The sequence below is a fragment of the Curtobacterium flaccumfaciens genome, assembly GCF_051548005.1.
Classification (GTDB): Bacteria; Actinomycetota; Actinomycetes; order Actinomycetales; family Microbacteriaceae; genus Curtobacterium.
Window position 1 is genome coordinate 1 of the sequence record NZ_JBPUGH010000024.1, and the last position, 18,423, is coordinate 18,423.

General features: G+C 72.9%; 17 protein-coding genes. 6 read left to right on the forward strand and 11 right to left on the reverse strand.

The window, feature by feature from the left end:
- The first annotated feature begins 124 nt into the window (after positions 1 to 124).
- From ACSW7Y_RS05120 to ACSW7Y_RS05140, 5 genes are read left to right on the forward strand one after another with little or no spacing between them, the layout of a single operon-like run.
- Positions 125 to 862: a DUF4129 domain-containing protein gene (locus ACSW7Y_RS05120; protein ID WP_438125256.1), complete on the forward strand. Its 738-nt coding sequence runs from the start codon at positions 125 to 127 to the stop codon at positions 860 to 862.
- A complete protein-coding gene (locus tag ACSW7Y_RS05125) occupies positions 859 to 1,383 on the forward strand; it encodes a hypothetical protein (protein WP_438125257.1) in 525 nt (174 codons plus the stop codon). Before ACSW7Y_RS05120 ends, ACSW7Y_RS05125 begins: the two co-directional genes overlap by 4 nt.
- On the forward strand, positions 1,380 to 2,450 hold the full coding sequence (locus ACSW7Y_RS05130; protein ID WP_438125258.1) for an AAA family ATPase: 1,071 nt from the start codon (positions 1,380 to 1,382) through the stop codon (positions 2,448 to 2,450). Before ACSW7Y_RS05125 ends, ACSW7Y_RS05130 begins: the two co-directional genes overlap by 4 nt.
- Positions 2,447 to 3,766, forward strand: a complete 1,320-nt coding sequence (locus tag ACSW7Y_RS05135) for a DUF58 domain-containing protein (protein ID WP_438125259.1) — start codon at positions 2,447 to 2,449, stop codon at positions 3,764 to 3,766. The genes ACSW7Y_RS05130 and ACSW7Y_RS05135 overlap by 4 nt, the downstream gene beginning before the upstream one ends.
- Positions 3,763 to 4,299, forward strand: a complete 537-nt coding sequence (locus tag ACSW7Y_RS05140; protein WP_438125260.1) for a hypothetical protein — start codon at positions 3,763 to 3,765, stop codon at positions 4,297 to 4,299. The genes ACSW7Y_RS05135 and ACSW7Y_RS05140 overlap by 4 nt, the downstream gene beginning before the upstream one ends.
- A 25-nt stretch (positions 4,300 to 4,324) precedes the next feature.
- Here the strand turns inward: ACSW7Y_RS05140 and ACSW7Y_RS05145 are convergent, their stop codons facing one another.
- Positions 4,325 to 4,765, reverse strand: coding sequence for a cupin domain-containing protein (locus tag ACSW7Y_RS05145; RefSeq protein ID WP_438125261.1), 441 nt, complete (start codon positions 4,763 to 4,765; stop codon positions 4,325 to 4,327).
- On the reverse strand, positions 4,762 to 5,100 hold the full coding sequence (locus tag ACSW7Y_RS05150; RefSeq protein ID WP_438125262.1) for a carboxymuconolactone decarboxylase family protein: 339 nt from the start codon (positions 5,098 to 5,100) through the stop codon (positions 4,762 to 4,764). The genes ACSW7Y_RS05145 and ACSW7Y_RS05150 overlap by 4 nt, the downstream gene beginning before the upstream one ends.
- Positions 5,101 to 5,229: 129 nt before the next feature.
- Between ACSW7Y_RS05150 and ACSW7Y_RS05155 the strand changes: the two genes are divergently transcribed.
- On the forward strand, positions 5,230 to 6,471 hold the full coding sequence (locus tag ACSW7Y_RS05155) for an MFS transporter (protein ID WP_438125263.1): 1,242 nt from the start codon (positions 5,230 to 5,232) through the stop codon (positions 6,469 to 6,471).
- Between the two features lie 68 nt (positions 6,472 to 6,539).
- Here the strand turns inward: ACSW7Y_RS05155 and ACSW7Y_RS05160 are convergent, their stop codons facing one another.
- The 9 genes from ACSW7Y_RS05160 to ACSW7Y_RS05200 form a co-directional block, all read right to left on the reverse strand.
- Entirely contained in the window at positions 6,540 to 7,538 is a 999-nt protein-coding gene (locus ACSW7Y_RS05160; RefSeq protein ID WP_438125264.1) for an ABC transporter permease, read from the reverse strand.
- Complete coding sequence (locus ACSW7Y_RS05165) at positions 7,535 to 8,473, reverse strand: ABC transporter permease (RefSeq protein ID WP_438125265.1); 939 nt, start codon at positions 8,471 to 8,473, stop codon at positions 7,535 to 7,537. The genes ACSW7Y_RS05160 and ACSW7Y_RS05165 overlap by 4 nt, the downstream gene beginning before the upstream one ends.
- Entirely contained in the window at positions 8,470 to 10,182 is a 1,713-nt protein-coding gene (locus ACSW7Y_RS05170) for a dipeptide ABC transporter ATP-binding protein (RefSeq protein WP_438125266.1), read from the reverse strand. Before ACSW7Y_RS05170 ends, ACSW7Y_RS05165 begins: the two co-directional genes overlap by 4 nt.
- Positions 10,179 to 11,843 carry an ABC transporter substrate-binding protein gene (locus ACSW7Y_RS05175; RefSeq protein WP_438125267.1) on the reverse strand — a complete coding sequence of 555 codons (1,665 nt, stop codon included), beginning with the start codon at positions 11,841 to 11,843 and terminating at the stop codon, positions 10,179 to 10,181. Before ACSW7Y_RS05175 ends, ACSW7Y_RS05170 begins: the two co-directional genes overlap by 4 nt.
- Positions 11,844 to 12,158: 315 nt before the next feature.
- Positions 12,159 to 13,040 (reverse strand): cation-transporting ATPase, encoded by an 882-nt coding sequence (locus ACSW7Y_RS05180; protein WP_438125268.1) that lies wholly within the window; start codon positions 13,038 to 13,040, stop codon positions 12,159 to 12,161.
- 98 nt (positions 13,041 to 13,138) lie between these two features.
- Positions 13,139 to 14,398 carry a D-arabinono-1,4-lactone oxidase gene (locus ACSW7Y_RS05185; RefSeq protein WP_438125269.1) on the reverse strand — a complete coding sequence of 420 codons (1,260 nt, stop codon included), beginning with the start codon at positions 14,396 to 14,398 and terminating at the stop codon, positions 13,139 to 13,141.
- A gap of 10 nt (positions 14,399 to 14,408) precedes the next feature.
- A complete protein-coding gene (gene araA / locus ACSW7Y_RS05190; protein ID WP_438125270.1) occupies positions 14,409 to 15,929 on the reverse strand; it encodes an L-arabinose isomerase in 1,521 nt (506 codons plus the stop codon).
- Entirely contained in the window at positions 15,926 to 16,636 is a 711-nt protein-coding gene (locus ACSW7Y_RS05195) for an L-ribulose-5-phosphate 4-epimerase (RefSeq protein ID WP_438125271.1), read from the reverse strand. The genes araA and ACSW7Y_RS05195 overlap by 4 nt, the downstream gene beginning before the upstream one ends.
- Positions 16,633 to 18,408 carry a xylulokinase gene (locus tag ACSW7Y_RS05200; RefSeq protein ID WP_438125272.1) on the reverse strand — a complete coding sequence of 592 codons (1,776 nt, stop codon included), beginning with the start codon at positions 18,406 to 18,408 and terminating at the stop codon, positions 16,633 to 16,635. Before ACSW7Y_RS05200 ends, ACSW7Y_RS05195 begins: the two co-directional genes overlap by 4 nt.
- Between the last annotated feature and the right edge of the window lie 15 nt (positions 18,409 to 18,423).

Consider the following 18,423-nt stretch of genomic DNA (forward strand, 5'->3'; position numbering starts at 1 on the left):
ACCCACCGCCGGTCCGAACCCGCCGCCGGTTCCGCGCCGCCGGTTCCGCCGCCGATCGATCCAGGCGGCTGCTCCCGACGCGGTCCGCGTCGGGTTCCGCGGCCGCGCGGGGTAGCGTGAGGTCATGGGGAACGACGACGACCCGCACCGCAGCGGCTTCCCGTTCGTCCCCGTCGGCGCCTTCGCCCTCGGTGCACTGGTCGTGGTCGCCGCCGGACTGGGGGCGCGTCCCGTCCTGACCGGGGCGCGCTGGTCGCCCACGGTCGCCCCGGCGCGTCCGCCCGCCGTCGTGTCGACCGCGTCGCCACCACCCGCGACGAACGAGCCGCAGCCGCTCGGGGCACGGGCGTCACAGCACGTCGACACGACCTGGGTCCTCGTCGTCCTCGCGGTGGTCGTGGCCGCGCTGCTGGTGCTCGTGGTCCTCTCCCTCATGAGGAAGCGACGCCGACGCGTGCAACCGGAGGAGATCGGGGTCGCCGGCCTCGCGGTCGAGATGGCGGCCGATCCGACCGCCGAGGTCGGCCGGCAGCACCTCCGTCGCGGGATCGGGCGTGCACTCGACGTGCTGTCCGCACCACGCGATCCGTCCGACGCCGTGACCGCGGCGTGGCTCGGCCTGCAGGAGTCCGCCGAGGACGCCGGGTTCCGCCGGGGTGCTGCGGAGACGCCGACCGAGTTCACCACGCGCATCCTCCGGCAGCTCGACGTCGACGAGACCGCCCTCGGTACCCTGCGACGCTGCTACCTCGCGGTGCGGTTCGGCGGGACCCCGGCGACCGACGCCGACGTCGCCGCCGTCCGCGCCGCGCTGCGCACCCTCGACGCGCAGTGGGCCGACGCACCGACGGGCCGATCGTGAACCGCCGCCGCACCACCGGCGTGCTCGTGCTCGCCGTCGTCGCGGCCGCGATCACCTGGTTCTTCGGAGTCGACGTCCTGCAGTCGCTCGCCGTCGGAGGCGTCACCGCCGCAGTCGGTGTGACGTGGAGCGCGGTCCGTGAGGACGTCCCGCTGACCTGGCCCGTGCCTCCCGTCCGCTCCGATCCCGGCGCACGACGCGAACTCGCCGAGACGGCGTGGGCGCTGCGCGCCCGCGGCGGCGTGCCGGAGCGGACGCTCGCCCGCGCCCGCACGGTGGCCCGTCACCGTCTGCGGACGCTGTACCGACTCGACCTGGACGACCCGGCCGATCGGACGGCCGTCGAGGCGGTCATGCCGCCGGGGGTGGTCGCCGTCCTGGTGCGCGAGCGGCGGACCGAGATCGACCTCACCACCTTCGCGAGCGTCCTCACCGCGCTCGAGTCCCTGGAACACACGACCGAGCGAGCCGTCTCCGGCCAGCAGGCCGCCGGCCGAACCAACACCGAGAGGCACCCGTGACCGACACCACGACGCAGACCGCACAGCCGCTGCCCATCGCCGACGTCGCCGCACGCGCCCGGGACGTCCTCGACACCGTCGGCGCAGTGGTCGTCGGGATGCGGGAGCCCCTCGAACTGGCGTTCGCGAGCATCCTCGCGGGCGGTCACGTCCTGTTCGAGGACGTCCCCGGACTCGGCAAGACGCTCGCCGCCCGGAGCCTCGCGGCCGCGTGCGGGCTCGACTTCCGCCGACTGCAGTGCACCCCCGACCTGTTGCCGGCCGACATCACCGGGTCGTTCGTCTACGCCCCGGCGACCGCCGAGTTCGTGTTCCGTCCGGGTCCGGTGTTCACCGGCATGTTCCTGGCCGACGAGATCAACCGGACCTCGCCGAAGACGCAGTCCGCGCTCCTCGAGGCGATGGCCGAGGGGCAGGTCACGGTCGAGGGCGAGGGATTCCCGCTCCCCCGGCCGTTCCACGTCATCGCGACGTCGAACCCGATCGAGTACGAGGGCACCTACGCCCTGCCGGAGGCGCAGCTCGACCGCTTCATGGTGCGCCTCTCGGTCGGCTACCCCTCCCGCGAGGGCGAGCAGCAGGTGCTCCTCAACCGGGTCGGGCGACGGCAGGAGGTCGCGGCGGTCCCGGCGGTGGTCGACGCGGCCGACATGCTGCGCATGCAGGCGACGGTCGAGAGCGTGCACGTCGACGAGGACATCGCGCTGTACTGCGTCGACCTCGCGGCCGCGACGCGCACCCACCGGGACGTGCAGGTCGGGTCGTCGCCACGCGGTGCGCAGGCGCTCATGCTCGTCGGTCGTGCGCGGGCGGTCATGGACGGGCGCGACTTCGTCACGCCGGAGGACGTCAAGACCGCCGCGGTCGCGGTGCTCGCGCACCGGATCTCGTTGACGCCGCAGGCGTGGGCGAACGGGGTGGACCCGGCGGTGATCGTGCGGGGCATCGTCGCGCAGGTGGCGGGGCCGCCGGTGGTCGGGGCGGCCGGCGCCCCCGGCGGGTCCGGTGCACCCGGCGGGTCCGGTGCACCCGGCGGGTCCGGTGCTTCCGGCCTGGAGGCACGGTGAGCGTTCCCGACGCACCTCCGGCCCGCCCCGTGGCCGGGTCCGCGCCCGTCTGGGTGCGGAACCCAGCGCTCGTCTTCGGGCTCGCCGCTGGTGTGTTCCTCGCCGGGCTCGGCCTCGTCACCGGACGTCCCGAGCTGGTGGTGGTGGCGTTGCCGGCCCTCGTCACCGCTGCGTTCGGTGCCCGACGTCACGACGCGGCCCCGGTCCGGACGACGATCGATCTCGCACCGTCCGACTCCGGCCGGGGCGTCGGGTACCGGGCCTCGGTCGACGTCCCGCCCACGGCCGAGGCGGTCGCCGTCGAGTTCCGCGTCGCCGGCGACCGACGGCACGTCGTCGTGGTCGATCCACGCCGTGCGGCACGTCTCACCGGCACCGTCCCGGTCACCCACAGCGGCCCCCAGGAGGTCCTGCGGACGCACCTGTCCCTCCTCGGTCGGGGCGGCACGGCGGTCTCCGTGCCGGCCGAGGGTCCGGTGCGGTCCGCGGTCGTCCCACCCCCGCACCTGCGCATGCAGCACCTCCCCATGCCGAGCCGGGTGACGGGCATCACCGGGGCGCACGACTCCGGCCGCCCCGGTGACGGCGGCGAGTTCCGCGACGTCGCGCTGTTCGCCCCGGGCGACCGGCTCCGGCGCATCGACTGGCGACGCACGGCACGGCGAGCCGAGCGCCCAGGCGACCTCTACGTGCGTCGGACCTTCGCGACGGCGGACGCCCTCGTCGTCCTCGTCCTCGACGGCCGGGACGACCTCGGCGCGGACGTCACGGAGTGGAGCGGCGCCCGGCACGGCGACCACCGGGCGACCTCGCTCGACCTCGCGCGCGAAGCCGCCGTCTCCCTCGCGACCGCGTACGTCGGTGCCGGTGACCGGGTGGGCTTCCGCGACCTCGCCGGGACCGCGCGGTCGGTCGAACCCGGCGGCGGTACCCGGCACCTCGAGCGGCTCCGCTCGACGATCGCAGCGGTGACGCCGACCGGCGACGCGACGGCGACGGCGCGCATGCCGCTCGTCCCGGCGGCGGCGCTCGTGGTGGTCCTGTCGACGTTCCTCGACGACCAGGCGGCGACGATGGCGATGACCTGGGCCGCCACCGGGCACCGCGTCGTGGCCGTCGACGTGCTCCCGACGCCCGACGACCGGCGAGCGAGCCGTCACGAGCGCGCGGCGTCCCGGCTCCTCGCCCTCGAACGTGCCGACCGGTTCACGGAGATGACCGCCACCGGCGTCGAACTGATCCGCTGGCGGACCGACGACGGCGACTCCCCCGCCGTGCAGCTCCGCCTGCTGAGCCGCGCTCGGCGGGCCGGGTGACGGCCCGGTCGCGGGCGGAGCGGACCGGAGCCCCGTCGATCGGTCCGGCGGTCCCGGCGTGGTCCATCGGCGCGCTCGGCCTGGTGGCGGGGGTCGTCGGCTCGGTCGTCGTGATCGGCGCGAGCGGCTGGCTCGTCGTCGCGATCGTCCTCGCGGTGGCCGCCGCGGTCGTGCCCCGCGGCCCGTTCGCGGCGCTCCTCACGGTGCAGCTCGCCCTCGCCGGCATCGACGGGACGAACCTCCCGGTGCTCCTCCTCACGACGCACCTCCTGCTCGCCACGAGCCTCCTGTGGGCGTGGACGCCGCGGACCGCCCGGGTGCAGCTCCGGGCGCTCGTGCCGTCGGCGCTGCGCTTCGTCGCCCTGCAGGTCGGGGCCCAGGCGGTCGCGTTCGTGGTCGTCGCCCTGCTCGGCGGCACCGGACCCGTCGGCGGCGTGTGGCTGGCCGTGGCGGGGACCGTCGCGCTCCTGGCGCTCGCCCTCGGCCTGTTCGTGCCGGTGCTGCTGCGCGCCGGCGACGGCCCCGAGGGCTGACCGATCCTGCCGTCCGTCGGCGCGGTCAGTCCTCGTCGGCCTCGGGCAGCGCGCCGTACTCCTCGTCCGTCACCCGCTCGAGCCACTCGTTGCGGACCCCCTCGCCGGGCGTGATGAACGCGAGGTGCGAGAACCACGAGTCGGCCTTCGCGCCGTGCCAGTGCTTCGTCCCGGCGGGTACCCGGACGGCGGTGCCCGGTGTCAGGTTGACCGGGTCGGAGCCCTCGGCCTGGTACCACCCGGAGCCGGCGGTACAGATCAGGACCTGGTCGCCACCGCCGTCCTGACCGTGGTGCACGTGCCAGTCGTTGCGGCAGCCGGGCTCGAAGGTGATGTTGTTCACCGGGACGCCGCCGTCGACCACGGGGGCGTTGAAACTCCGCCCGGTGAAGTACTGCGCGAACGCGTCGTTCGGCTCCCCGGTCGGGAAGGGCTGTCGGAACTCGCGGTCTGGTGCGGCGCTCACCGGTCGTTCTCCACGATCTCCTTGAGCACGGTGGTGGCGGCCATGCCGTTGGGCCACCCGGTGTAGAACGCCAGCTGCAGCAGGGCTTCCCGCAGCTCGTTGTCGGTCACGCCGTTCTGCCGCGCGAAGGCGAGGTGGAACCGCAGCTGGTCGGTCTTCCCGAGCGCGGTCAGCGCCGAGATGGTGACCAGACTGCGGTCACGCTCGGAGAGCCCCTCTCGCTCCCAGACCTCGTCGAAGAGCACTGCGTCGGTGTAGTGCACCATCCCGGGGGCGAAGTCCCCGAAGGCGTCCCTGCCGCCGGTCCATCCGGTCTGCTCGTCGTCGGTCGTCATGTGGTCCTCCCGTGGTCGTCGGTACCGGTCCATGCAATCGCGCACCTGCGGACGACGTGAGGTTCCGCGGAAACGGGGTCCGGCAGACCCTCTCTCCCGCGTCGCCGCCGTCCATACGGTGGGAGGACGATGCACGCACCCGCCGACCTCCGAGACGACCTCCGCCCCTCCGCCACACCGGACCGACTGCCCATCGTCGTGCCGGTGCTCGCGGTCGGCACGTTCCTCATGATCACGACCGAGTTCGTCGTCGCCGGCATCCTTCCCGAGGTCGCCACCGACCTCGGGGTGTCGCTCGGCCGCGCGGGCCTCCTCATCACCGTCTTCGCCATCGGGATGATCATCGGGTCGCCACTCATGACGCTGCTCACCATCCGGCTGCCGAAGCGCCTCGCGCTCCTGTTGGCGCTGGCCCTGTTCGTCGCTGGGCACGTCGTCGTGGCCGTCGCGCAGGACTTCACCGTCCTGCTGGTCGCCCGCTTCGCGACCGCGTTCGCGACCGGCGCGTTCTGGTCGGTGGCCTCCCTGGTCGCAGCTCGCGCTGCCGGACCCCGGCTCGGATCGCGGGCGCAGGGCGTCGTCGGTGCGGGCGGCTCGCTCGGCACCGTCCTCGGAGTGCCGCTCGGGGCGTTCCTCGCGCAGGCCGTCGGGTGGCGCGGGACCTTCTGGGCCATCGCCGCCGCCGCTGTCGTCCTGGCGGTGTCGGTCGCGCGCTTCGTCCCGCACGACGCCGGCTCGACCGAGCGCACCTCGATCCGCGGCGAGTTCTCGGGGCTGCGCTCCGCGGGACTCTGGTGGACCCTCCTCGCCTGCGTGACGACGACCGGCGGGGTGGTCGCCGCGTACTCGTACATCGCGCCGCTCCTCACCGACCGGGCCGGCGTTCCCGCACAGCTCGTCCCCGTGGTGCTCATCGTCTTCGGCGTCGGCTCCTTCATCGGCACGCTCCTCGGCGGACGCGTCGGCGATGCCCGACCCGGGCTGGTCACGATCGTGACCCCGGCAGCGAGTGTCGTCCTGCTCCTGCTGATCGGACTGGTCGCCGGCCGACCGCTCCTCACCGCGGTCCTCGTCGGCGTGCTCGGCCTGTTCGGCCTCAGCGCGAACGGCGTCCTCATCAACAGCGCGGTGCACGCCTCCGGCAGCTCGGCACCGCTCGGGGCGGCCCTGACCGTGTCGGCGTTCAACCTGGGCACGGCCATCGGGACCGCGATCGTCGGCGGGCTGCTCACCACCACCGGCGTCGCCGGTCCCGCGCTCATCGGGGCCGGGATCGTCGCCCTGACGCTCGTTCCGGTCATCGTGATCGCGGTCGGCGCCGACCGTCGGCCGACCGCGTACCGCGACCCGGACTCGATGATCGTGAACTGACCACGCGCGCCGCCCGCCGGGCGCCCTTCGTGCCTCCCGGCCGGCCGACGGACCGACCGACCGACCGACTAGGCCCGGCGCCGCACCCGCGGGTCGACGAAGGCGTAGACGATGTCGACGATCATGTTCGCGAGGACGATGAGCAGCGCCGAGAACAGCGTGAAGCCGACGACCACCTGCAGGTCGAGCGAGTGCACCGCGTCGATGAGCAGCGCCCCGAGCCCCTGCATCGAGAACACCTTCTCGGTGATGACCGCACCGCCGAGGAGCGAACCGAGGTCGAGGCCGAACAGGGTCACCACGGGCAGGATCGCGGTCCGGAGCCCGTGCCGCACGACGACCTGGCGCTCGCGGAGGCCCTTCGCCCGGGCGGTCCGGACGAAGTCCTGCGACATCGACTCGAGCATCTCGCCCCGGGTCAACCGGGCGTAGATCGCGGCGCTGATGAACGCGAGGACGCACCACGGCAGGATCAGGTGCGTGAACCAACCGACGGGGTCGTCGGTGAATGCCACGTAGCCGCTCGTCGGCAGGATCCCGAGCACGAAACCGAACAGCAGGATCGCCAGCAACCCGATGAGGTACGACGGCGAGGACACCCCGGCGACCGCGACGGTCATGACCGCCCGGTCCACGAAGGTCCCGCGGCGGAGTGCCGAGACCGCCCCGCCGACGACCCCGGCGACGAGCCAGAGCAGCGCGGCCCCGACGGCGATCGATGCGGTGACGGGCAAGCGCGACAGGATCAGGTCGGTGACGTTCTCGTGCAGCTGGAACGAGTACCCGAAGCACGGCGCAGCGCAGTGGATGACGGACGCGCCGGACCCGAAGGTCCGGCCGGCGAAGATCCCGGCGAGGTACGCCCCGAACTGTGCGATCCACGGCTTGTCGGTGCCGAGGAACGCCTGCACCTCGCGGAGGCGGTCGGGCGTGCAGGGCTTGTCGCAGATCGCCCGCGCCGGGTTCGTCGGCAGCAGCAGGAACAGGGCGTAGGTGATCGCGGCGACGACGAGCAGCACGACGACGGCACCGAGGACACGGACGGCGATGAAGCGGAACGTGTTCACCGGGCACCTCCACGGGGGTCGAGGGCGTCGCGGAGCGCGTCACCGAGCACGTTGAACGCGAGGGTGACGAGGAAGAGCGCGGCGCCGGGGAACACGAGGTACATCGGGTCGGTCTGCACCCACCCGATCGCGTCGCCGATGCTGCGACCCCACGAGGGCGTCGGCGGGGTGACGCCGACGGCGAGGAAGGACAGTGCCGCCTCGGCACCGATCATCGACGGGATCGAGATCGTCGCGTAGACCGTGATCGTCGCGGCGAGGTTCGGCAGCAGCTGCGTCCGGATGACGTGCCACCGGCCGGCTCCCATCGCCGTGGAGGCCACGACGTAGTTGCGGGTCACGAGCGACAGCGTCTGGCCCCGGACGACGCGGGCGACGGCCGGCCAGCCGAAGAACCCGATGACGAGGACCACGAGGACGGGCTTCGGGAACGACGTCGGCACGATCGCGGTGAGGGCGATCATGAAGACGAGCGACGGGAAGCCGAAGATGACGTCGACGATGCGCGAGAGCACGCGGTCGTACCAGCCGCCGAAGAACCCGGTCGTGACGCCGACGAGCACACCGATGACGATCGAGAGCGCGGTGGCCGCGAGGCCGATCCCGAGCGAGGTCCGTGCGCCGTAGGTGACGATCGCGAAGAGGTCGCGACCGGTCAACGGCTCGACGCCGAACCAGTGCGTTCCACTGACACCGCCGAGGGCACCGCGGGGCGCACCGAAGTCGTTGAGGGCGTCCACGTGGTACTCGTACGGGTCCTGCCCGCTGATCGCGGCGATGAGCGGTGCGGCGATCGCGACGACCGCGAAGACGGCGATCACGACGGCGGACGCGACGGCCCAGCGGTCCTGCCGGACGCGACGGACGACGGCGCGGAAGCCCGTGGTCCGGCCGGCTGGTGCGGCGACCGGACGGTCGACGACGTTGGCGGTCACGAGGCCACCCCTTCCCACGCACGCCACGCCTCGCGGCGCTCGGCCTGCCGCACGGGGTCGGCGACGGGCGCGGCCGCGAGGAGCATGCGCGTGTAGTCCTGCTGCGGGTCGTCGAGCACGTCCTCGGTGCGACCGCGTTCGACGATGCGGCCGTCGTGGAGCACGACGACCTCGTCGGCGAGCTGCCGGACGACGGCGAGGTCGTGGCTGACGAGCAGCATCCCGAACCCGAACTCGTCCTGCAGCGTGGCGAGCAGGTCGAGCACGGCTGCCTGCACGGTCACGTCGAGCGCACTCGTCGGCTCGTCCGCGATCACGACCGCGGGCCGGAGCGCGAGTGCCCGCGCGACCGCGACGCGCTGCCGCTGGCCGCCGGAGAGCTGGTGCGGGAACCGCTCGGCCCACGACGGGTCGAGCTGCACGGCGCGGAGCAGTTCGCCCACGCGCTCACGACGGTCGGCGTCCGAGCGCGGATCGTGCACGAGGAGCGGCTCGGCGATGCTCCACCCGATGGTCTGCCGCGGGTTGAGCGAGGACGCCGGGTCCTGGAAGACGATGCCGACCCGGCTGCGGAGCTCCCGCAGGCGCTTCCCCCGCGCGGTCCGGAGGTCGCTGCCGTCCACCTCGACGCTGCCGTCGACGACGGGGACGAGGCCGGCGAGCGCCCGGCCGATCGTGGACTTGCCGGAGCCCGACTCCCCCACGAGGCCGACGGTGCCGCCGGCGTGCAGCTCGAGGTCGATGCCCGAGACGGTCGGTTCGCCGCGGCGCGCGTACCGCACGGCGACGTCGCGCAGGCGCGCGACCACCGGCCGGGAGGCACCACTCGCGTCGTCCGCGTCGGCGGGAGCCGACGGGGTGGCCGATTGGGCATCCTGCGGGCCAGCCGTCGGACCAACCGCAGCCGACGGGGCGGGGGTGATCCGTGCCTCCAGGGCGGGGACCGCGGCGAGGAGTTCGCGCGTGTAGTCCGCCTGCGGGCGGGCGAAGACGTCGGCGACGCTCCCCCGTTCGACGGGGTCGCCACGGCGCATGACCAGTACCTCGTCGGCGACGTCGGCGACGACGCCCATGTCGTGGGTGATGAGGAGCACCGCGAGGGACCGCTCGCGGCCGAGCGTCCGGAGCAGGTCGAGGATCCCGGCCTGCACGGTCACGTCGAGCGCGGTGGTCGGTTCGTCGGCGATGAGCGCCACCGGGTCGCCCGCGAGCGCCATCGCGATCATCGCGCGCTGGAGCTGGCCGCCGGAGAGCTCGTGCGGGTACGCCTTCCGGATGCGCTCGGGATCGCGGAGCCCGGCGGAGCGGAGCAGTTCGTCGATCCGGGCGGAGACGCCGGCGCGGTCGAGCCCGGTCGGGTGCGCCCGCACGGCTTCGGCGATCTGCGTGCCGATCGTCAGGACCGGCGTGAACGAGTTCATCGGTTCCTGGAACACCACGCCGATGCCCGCACCGCGGACGGCGCGCAGGTGCTCCGCATCGGCCCCGATGAGCTCCTCGCCTCGGAACCGAGCGCTCCCGGACACCCGGGCCTCCGGCGGGAGGAGTCCGAGCAGGCTCATGGCGGACACCGACTTGCCCGACCCGGACTCCCCCACGAGGGCGAGCACCCGGCCGGGCGTCAGGGTGAACGAGACGTCACGGACGACGGGCTCCGCGTCGCCGAACGCGACGTGGAGCCCCTCGACCTCGAGCAGCGGGTCGGTCACTGCTTGAGCGAGACCTTGAGGTAGTTCGGGTACGCCGGGAAGTCCGCGATGCGGAAGTTCTCGACGTCCGAGCCGGCCAGGAAGGACTGCTTCGCGTAGATCAGGGGGACGACCGGAGCGTCCTCCATGATCTTCTTGTCGGCCTGCGCCCAGAGCTTCTGCGCGTCGCTCTGGTCGACCGTCGCGCTCGCCTCGGCGATCAGCGCGTCGACGTCCGGGTTGCTGTACTTCGAGATGTTGTAGCCGCCGCCACCGATCTGGGACGAGTCGAAGAGCGGCTGCAGGTTGGCGTTCGCGCTCGGGAAGTCGGGCTGCCAGCTCGAGAGCGACAGGTCGAAGTCCGTGCCGTTGGTGGTCGCCTGGTTGAACGAGTCGTCGTCGAGCGGCTTGAGCGTCACGGTGATCCCGGCGCGCTTGAGCCCCGCCTGCAGGGCCTGGGCCTGCGCCAGCGTCGAGGAGTCGTTCGGCGTCACGAGGGTGAGCTTGAGGTTGCTGACCCCGGCTTCCTTCAGCAGGGACTTCGCCTTGTCGACGTCGCCCGTGGCGCTCGTCTTGTAGAGGTCGTAGTCCTGGCGCCCGGCGATGCCCGGCGTGATGAGCGTCGAGGCGTACGTGCCGGCGATCGCGCCACCGGCGGCGATGCGGAACGACTTGCGGTCGACCGCGTACTGCAGGGCCTGGCGGACCTTGAGGTCCTTGAGGTCACCGCGCTGCGTGTTGATCGCCATGTACGTGATCGGGCCGGCCTTCGAGGTTGCGAGGCGGTCCTGCGCGGCGGGGTTCGAGCGCACCTGGTTCAGTTCGGCGGCGCCGAGGTAGATCGCGCCGAACGAGTCCTTCGCGTCACCGTTGTCCGCGATGAGCGTCTGGGTGACCGTCGAGGGGTCCTGGCTCTCCTTGAACACGACCTTCGACGGGCCCGCGGTGCGGACCGAGTCGGTCTTCGCGCTCCAGTACTTGTTGCGCACGAGGGTGACCTGCGAGCCCTGCGTGTTCGACTGCACCTGGTACGGGCCGGAGGAGACCGGCTTCAGGTCGTAGTCGCCCGTGTTCTTGCCGTCGCCCTCGGGCACCGGTGCGAACGCCGGCATCGACGCGATCCACGGCCAGTCACCGTAGGAGGCGTTGAGCTTGAAGACGATCGTCTTGTCGTTGGGGGTCTCGATGCTGTCGAGCGTCTTGCCGTCGAACGGGCCCTTGTAGGAGTCACCGCCGACGAGGAGCGACTTGTGGTAGCTCAGGCCACCGGTCAGGGTCGGCGCGAACGAGCGCTCGATGCCCCACTTGATGTCCTTCGTGGTGATCGGGGTGCCGTCCTGGAACTTCAGGCCGTCCTTGAGCGTGTAGGTCCAGGTCTTGCCGTCGTCGCTGACCTTGCCCGTGGTCGTCGCGAGGTCCGGCACGACCTTCGCGGTCTTGCCGGGCTCGACGTCCCACGTGGTGAGGCGGCGGGCGACGAGCGCCATCGACGTGATGCCGAGGCTCTGGCTCGTCGCGGGGTCGAGGTGGAACGCCGTCTGCGTCGTGAGGATGTTGAGCGTGCCGCCCTTGGCGGTGCCGGACGCGTCGTCCGACGAGCCGCCGCCCGAGCACGCGCTCAGCGCGAGTGCTGCTGCGACGGCGACCGCCGCGGTGGTGATCAGGCGCGTGGGGCGTCTCATGACGGTGCTGCTCCTCGTGGGGTGTGGGTGGCGCACGCGCGTGGGGTGGGCGTGCCGCTGGCCGGTGTCGAGCGTTCCGGCGGCGTCCATCCTGGCACCGCGGGCCTCGGCCGGCCGAATCTCGCGCGCGACGGACGTCGCACGACGTAACGGTCCAATCGTCCCGTTCCGCCGCACATTCCCGATGCGCACACATCGATCCCGAGCAGTCGGCGCGCCGCGCGTACCGCGGGTCTCGGCTCGGCGGACACGTTCGCGCTCCGCCGCCGCGGACGTGTCCGCCAGCCGGGTCTCGGCGTCCACGCTCCGCCCGGATCAGCGGTCGAACAGGCCCCCGAGGAAGTCGTTGCCGAGGTTCGACGCCTGCTCGCCCAGCCCCGACGCCTGCTCACCGAACCCGCCGAGGATCTGCTCGCCGTCGCCGAGGAGGCCCTGCGCGCCCTCACCGAGGTCCGCGAGACCCGTGTCTGCGAGCCCGACGTCGCCGATCCCGGAGGCGATGCCCTCGAAGTCGACCCCGGAGCCGACGGCGTCCGCGAGGACCGGTCCGGCGGCGGCGCTCATGACCGCGGCTCCGGCGACCGCGACACCGATGCCGCCGACCGCCATCGCCCCGGCTCCCACCGCGGCTCCCCCGGCGAACGCCCCACCCCTGCCACCGAGGACACGGCGCAGGAGCCCCGGACGCTGGACCTCGCCCCGGGTCGCGGCGCGCGCGAGTCCGGCGGCGGAGTCGTCGCGCAGGTGCTCGTTCGGCGGGAGCTGCGAGTTCAGTCGGTTGCGGATCTCCTGCCGTTGCGCGGGCGTGAGGCGGGCGAAGGCGTCGTGGTGGACCTGCTCGAGACGCTCCGGCGGCGCGGTGCGGAGCAGGTAGTCGTACTTCGCGATGGCCACCTTGTCGGCGTCGACCGGACCGTGCTGCGCGGACGGCGCAGCGGACGCTTGCGTCTGCCACGCGGGCGGCTGCTGGCCGTACGGCTGCTGCGACGGGGACTGCTGGCCGTGCCGGTTGCGGTCGTCACCGGTGAGCTTGTCCGCCGCGGACCGGACGACGTCGCGCCAGTCGGTGCCGCCGGATCGGCCGCCGCCCGGCTGGCCGGGGCCGTGGTGCTGCGTGGACCCCGGCTGCCCGCGCTTGTTCAGCTGCTGGTCGATGACCTTCGAGGCCATCCCGAGGAAGCGGTTGAGGTTCGCCATGACCCAACCTTTGTGATCACACATGTGAGCACTCAGCGACCGCCCGGTGTACCTGCCGCGGAACCCGTGCGAGACCGCTGTGAGCGCGGAGACGGCCCTCAGCTCAGGACGCGCGCGAGGAAGGCGTTCCGGAAGCGTCCCGCCGGGTCGAGGTCCCGCGCGAGCGCCGCGAAGTCGCCGAGCCGCGGGTACGCCTCGTGCAGCCGCTCGGCACTCGCGACCGAGACCTTCCCCCAGTGCGGCCGCGGGTCGAAGGGAGCGAGGACGTCCTCGATCCGGCGCACCGCGGCCTCGACCGCCTCGGGTTCGCGGCGGAACGTGAAGTGGATGCCGACCGACTGCCGCTCGGACGACGGCGCGAGCCAGGCGGTGTCGGCGGCCACGGTGCGGACCTCGGCGGCGATGAGGATCGGTGCGAGCTGGTCCTGCAGCGGTCGCAGGGCCTGCAGTGCGGACACCGCGTGGGCGGCGGGCACGAGGTACTCCGACTGGATCTCCGCGCCGGTCGAGGGAGTGAACGCCGAGCGGAAGTGCGGCAGCCGTTCGGACCACGGACCCGGGACACCGCCCTGCTCGGTGACGCCGGCCGGGTCGTTCTCGCCGGGGTGCACCGGCCCGGTCGCGGCCCGTGCCCCGAGGGCGACGAGGTCGACCGTCGGCGCGGCCTCGTCCACGCGGTGCTTCACCCACACCTGGCGGGCGCCGCGGTCGTCGAACGCCGTGAAGAGCGACACCGAGTAGGCGTCGGACACCACGGCGTCGAAGTGCTCCGTCACCGCTTCCCACGGCAGGTCGAGGAACACGGTCGTCGCGACCTGGAACGAGGGCTCGATCGCCAGCTCGACCGCGGTGACGACGCCGAGCGCGCCGAGGGCCACCCGGTGCGCGTCGAGGGCACCGTCCGGCGTCGAGGCATCGATCCGCTCGAGTGAGCCGTCGGCACGGACGACCTCGAGGCCGACCACCGCCTGCGCGAGCGACGGGTTGCGGACGCCGGAGCCGTGCGTGCCGGTGGCGACCGCCCCTGCCGTGGAGATGTGCGGCAGGGACGCGAGGTTCGCGAGTGCCCAGCCACGGGCCTCCAGGCCGGCCGCGACCTGCGCGTGCGTCATGCCGGCCGCGACCCGCACGACCCGACGGTCGGCATCGACGTCGAGCACGGGCGGGAGGCCGGCGAGCGTCAGCTGCGCACCGTCGGTGTCGGCGATCCGGTTGAAGGAGTGCTTCGACCCGAGCGCCGTGAGGCGCGGCGTCGCCGCGACGACGCGACGGACCTCGTCGACGGAGGTCGGCGAGAGGAGTTCGGACGCCCCGTAGGTGACGTTCCCGGCCCAGTTCGTACGCGTCGTCGCGGTCACGGTCACGAGCCTAGAACCCCCGGTCGAGTCGGTGCCAGGTCTGCTGGAGCCGGAGTTCGTCGCGGAAGCCGCGCGCCGTGGTGTGCTCGTCGATGACGAGGAACTCGGTGCCGACCATCGTCGCGAAGTCCTCGACGACCTGCAGGCCGACGGCCGTCGTCATGACGGTGTGGTGCGCGGCGCCGGCGGTGAGCCAGGCCTCCGCGGCGACCGGGAACGACGGGCGCGGCTCCCAGACCGCACGTCCGACCGGCAGCTTGGGCAGCGCCTCGGTCGGCGGGACCACGTCGACGACGTTCGCGGTGAGGCGGAAGCCGTCGCGGGTGTCGGAGAGCGCCACGACGACGGCTTCACCGGCGTCGGCGGTGAAGACGAGGCGGACCGGGTCGTCCTTGCCGCCGATGCCGAGCGGGTGGATCTCGAGCGTCGGCTTCGTGGTGGTGAGCGTCGGCGACACCTCCAGCATGTGCGCGCCGAGGATCTTCTCGGCACCCGGGGTGAGGTCGTACGTGTAGTCCTCCATCAGGCTCGCGCCACCGGGGAGTCCTGCACCGGCGACGTTCATCGCGCGGACGAGGACGGCGGTCTTCCAGTCGCCCTCGGCGCCGAAGCCGTAGCCGTCGGCCATGAGCCGCTGCACCGCGAGGCCGGGGAGCTGCTTGAGCGTGCCGAGGTCCTCGAAGTTCGTGGTGAACGCGGCGGAGCCGTTCTGCTCCAGGAGCGCGCGGAGCCCGAGCTCGATGGCGGCGCCGTCGCGGAGCGCGGCGCGACGATCGCCGTCGGCGCGGAGCTCGGGCACCAGGTCGTACGACTCGTCGTAGGTCGCCACGAGCGCGTCGACGTCCTGCTCGCTCGCTGCCTCCACCGCTGCCGCGAGCTCGTTCACCGCCCAGGTGTTCACCTGGACGCCGAGCTCGATCTCGGCCTCGGTCTTGTCGCCCTCGGTCACGGCGACGTAGCGCATGTTGTCGCCGAAGCGGGTGAGCTTGAGTTCGCGGACCGCAGCCGCACCAGCGGCCGCACGGGTCCAGTTCGCCACCCGGGTCTGCACGCGCTCGTCGGAGACGTGCCCGACCGCGGTGGCGTGCCGGACGCCGAGGCGCGCCAGGGCGTAGCCGAACTCGCGGTCGCCGTGCGCGGCCTGGTTGAGGTTCATGAAGTCGAAGTCGATGTCACCCCACGGGAGCGCGACGTTCGCCTGCGTGTGGAGGTGCAGCAGCGGCTTCGTGAGCGCCTGGAGCCCGCCGATCCACATCTTCGCGGGGCTGAACGTGTGCATCCACGTCGTGACACCGATCACCTTGTCGTCCGCGCTGGCCTCGATGAGGGCGCGGCGGATGCCGTCGGCGTCCTTGAGGACGGGCTTCCACACGAGTTTGACCGGCACGTGCGGCGCCAGCGTCTCGTGCACGGCCTTGCTCTGCTGCTCGACCTGGCGGAGGGTCTCCTCCCCGTAGAGCTCCTGCGACCCGGTGAGGAACCAGACCTCGTAGCCCGCCAGCGTTTCGGCGGGGTCGACGACGTGCGTCATGAGAGCGCTCCTTCGGGGTTCTGTCCGTAGACGTTCTGGTAGCGATCGAAGAGTCGATCGATGTTGTCCTGGGCGATGGGCACGAGCTCGCCGCCCTGCTTCGCGATGTGGACGGTCCGCGCGACGTCCTCGCACATCACCGCGGCCTTCACGGCGTCCTTCGCGTCGCGCCCGATCGTGAACACACCGTGGTTCTGCATGAGCACGGCACGGCTCCGGTGTCCGCTGAGGGTGTCGACGATGCCGTGCCCGATCGAGTCGTCGCCGATGATCGCGAACGGACCGACCGGGATCGGACCGCCGAACTCGTCAGCCATCGCCGTGATCACGCACGGGATCTCCTCGGCGCGCGCGGCCCAGGCGGTGGCGTACGTCGAGTGGGTGTGCACGACCCCGCCCACCTCGGGCATGTTCCGGTACACGTAGGCGTGCGCCGCGGTGTCGGAGGACGGGCCGTGCGCGTTGCCCCACCCATCAGCCGGCACGCCGTCGAGGGTGCAGACGACCTGGTTCTCGGGGCGGAGCTCGTCGCTCGACACCCCGCTCGGCTTGATCACGAAGAGGTCGGTGCCCGGGACGCGCTCGGACACGTTGCCGCCGGTCCAGATCACCAGGCCGTAGCGGACGAGCTCGCCGTGCAGGGTGGCGACGCGCTCGCGCGCGGCGGCGACGGCTGCCTTCGTCTCGTCGGTGGTCGGGTCCGTCATGCGGTCGGCTCCTTCTGCCTGTCGGCGTCAGCGGCGTCGGCCGTGTCGGCGTCGGCCGTGTCGGCGCCGACATCGGTCTGGAGGCGCGGATCGCCCCCGTCGGTCGGCTCGCTCTGGTCGGTGGTCGGGTTGGTGCGCGTCGCCGCTGCCGCCACGTCCTGCACCGGCAGCGCCGCGCGGTACCGGGCGAGGTAGTCCTGGAAACCCCGGACGTCCCGCTCCTCGGGCTCGGCGACGTGCACCGAGTCACCCCCGAAGACCGTCTCGGCCAGGAAGTCGGCGAGCGTCCGGTCGGTGTGCTCGAGGTACGCCGCGAGGACCGCGATGCCCCAGGCACCGCCCTCCCCCGCGGTCTCCTCGAGGGCGACGGGCACGCGGAGGGCGGCGGCGAGCAGGCGCTGCGGCGCACCCGGCGTGCGGAACAGGCCGCCGTGCGCGGTCATCCGGTCGACGGCGACGCGCTCGCCGTGCAGGACCTCCATGCCGATCGCGAGGGTGGCGAAGGCGCCGTGCACCTCGGAGCGGACGAGGTTGCCGAGGGTGAAGCGGGCGCCGGGCGTGCGGAGGAGCAGCGGTCGACCGTCCTCGACGCCGGTCACGGGCTCACCGGCGAGGTAGTTGAAGGAGAGCAGGCCGCCGGCGTCCGGGTCGGTCTCCTCGCCCGTCGCTTCGCCGAGCAGGACCGCGTAGACGTCGTCGACGTCGACGGCCGGACCGCCCGTTCGTGCACTCGTCGCCTCGGCGAACCGTCCGAACACCCGCGCCCAGGCGGCGATCTCGCTCGCGCCGTTGTTGCAGTGCACCATCGCCACGGCGTCGCCCGACGGGGTGGTGACGACGTCGAGTTCCTCGTGCGGGGTGCTCAGCGGGCGTTCGAGGACGACCATCGCGAAGATGCTCGTGCCCACGCTGACGTTGCCGGTACGCGGTGCGACGGCGTTCGTCGCGACCATGCCCGTGCCCGCGTCGCCCTCGGGCGGACAGAGGGCCACACCGGGCTGGAGCGTACCGGTGGGGTCGAGCCACGCGGCACCCTCGGGGGTGAGCGCCCCCGCCTCCTCGCCGGCGACGAGCACCTCGGGCAGCAGCGCGCGCAGGTCCGGCACCCGCTCCCCGAGCAGGTCCTGCGTGGTCGCGAGCATGGCGGCGTCGTAGTCGCGACGTCCCGGTTCCCCGGGAGCGCTCTCGACGGGTGCGGAGTCGATCGGGAACAGGCCGCTCGCGTCGCCGACGCCGAGGACGTCGCGGCCGGTGAGGCGTCGGTGGACGTAGCCGGCGAGCGTCGTGATCCCGGCGATCTGCGCGACGTGCGGCTCGTCGTCGAGGACGGCCTGGGCCAGGTGCGCGATCGACCAGCGCTGTGGGACGTTGAAGTCGAGGGCGGCGCTCAGTCGCTCGGCCGCCGGGCCGGTCGAGGTGTTGCGCCACGTCCGGAAGGGCACGAGCAGCTCGCCGTCGGCGTCGAACGCGAGGTAGCCGTGCATCATCGCCGAGACGCCCGCGGCGCGGAACGTGGTCGGACGGACGCCGTACTGCCGCTCGACGTCGTCCACGAGGTCTGCGTACGCAGCACGGAGCCCGGCCTCGACGGCGTCCAGGGAGTAGGTCCAGCGACCGTCGACGTACTCGTTCTCCCACTCGTGGGAGCCGCTCGCGACGGGGCGGAGGTCCTCGTCGACCAGGACGGCCTTGATGCGCGTCGAGCCGAGTTCGATGCCGAGGGCGGCTCGGCCCTCGGTGACGGCCCGTCGGCGGTGGTCGTCGGCGTCCATGTTCTCTCCTGCTCT

Excerpts from the sequence above, each read along its gene's own strand:
- ACSW7Y_RS05180 (WP_438125268.1), bottom strand. The coding sequence starts at position 13,040 with ATGGCGAACCTCAACCGCTTCCTCGGGATGGCCTCGAAGGTCATCGAC.
- araA (WP_438125270.1), bottom strand. The coding sequence starts at position 15,929 with ATGACGCACGTCGTCGACCCCGCCGAAACGCTGGCGGGCTACGAGGTC.
- ACSW7Y_RS05120 (WP_438125256.1), top strand. The coding sequence starts at position 125 with ATGGGGAACGACGACGACCCGCACCGCAGCGGCTTCCCGTTCGTCCCC.
- ACSW7Y_RS05150 (WP_438125262.1), bottom strand. The coding sequence starts at position 5,100 with ATGACGACCGACGACGAGCAGACCGGATGGACCGGCGGCAGGGACGCC.
- ACSW7Y_RS05175 (WP_438125267.1), bottom strand. The coding sequence starts at position 11,843 with ATGAGACGCCCCACGCGCCTGATCACCACCGCGGCGGTCGCCGTCGCA.
- ACSW7Y_RS05200 (WP_438125272.1), bottom strand. The coding sequence starts at position 18,408 with ATGGACGCCGACGACCACCGCCGACGGGCCGTCACCGAGGGCCGAGCC.
- ACSW7Y_RS05195 (WP_438125271.1), bottom strand. The coding sequence starts at position 16,636 with ATGACGGACCCGACCACCGACGAGACGAAGGCAGCCGTCGCCGCCGCG.
- ACSW7Y_RS05155 (WP_438125263.1), top strand. The coding sequence starts at position 5,230 with ATGCACGCACCCGCCGACCTCCGAGACGACCTCCGCCCCTCCGCCACA.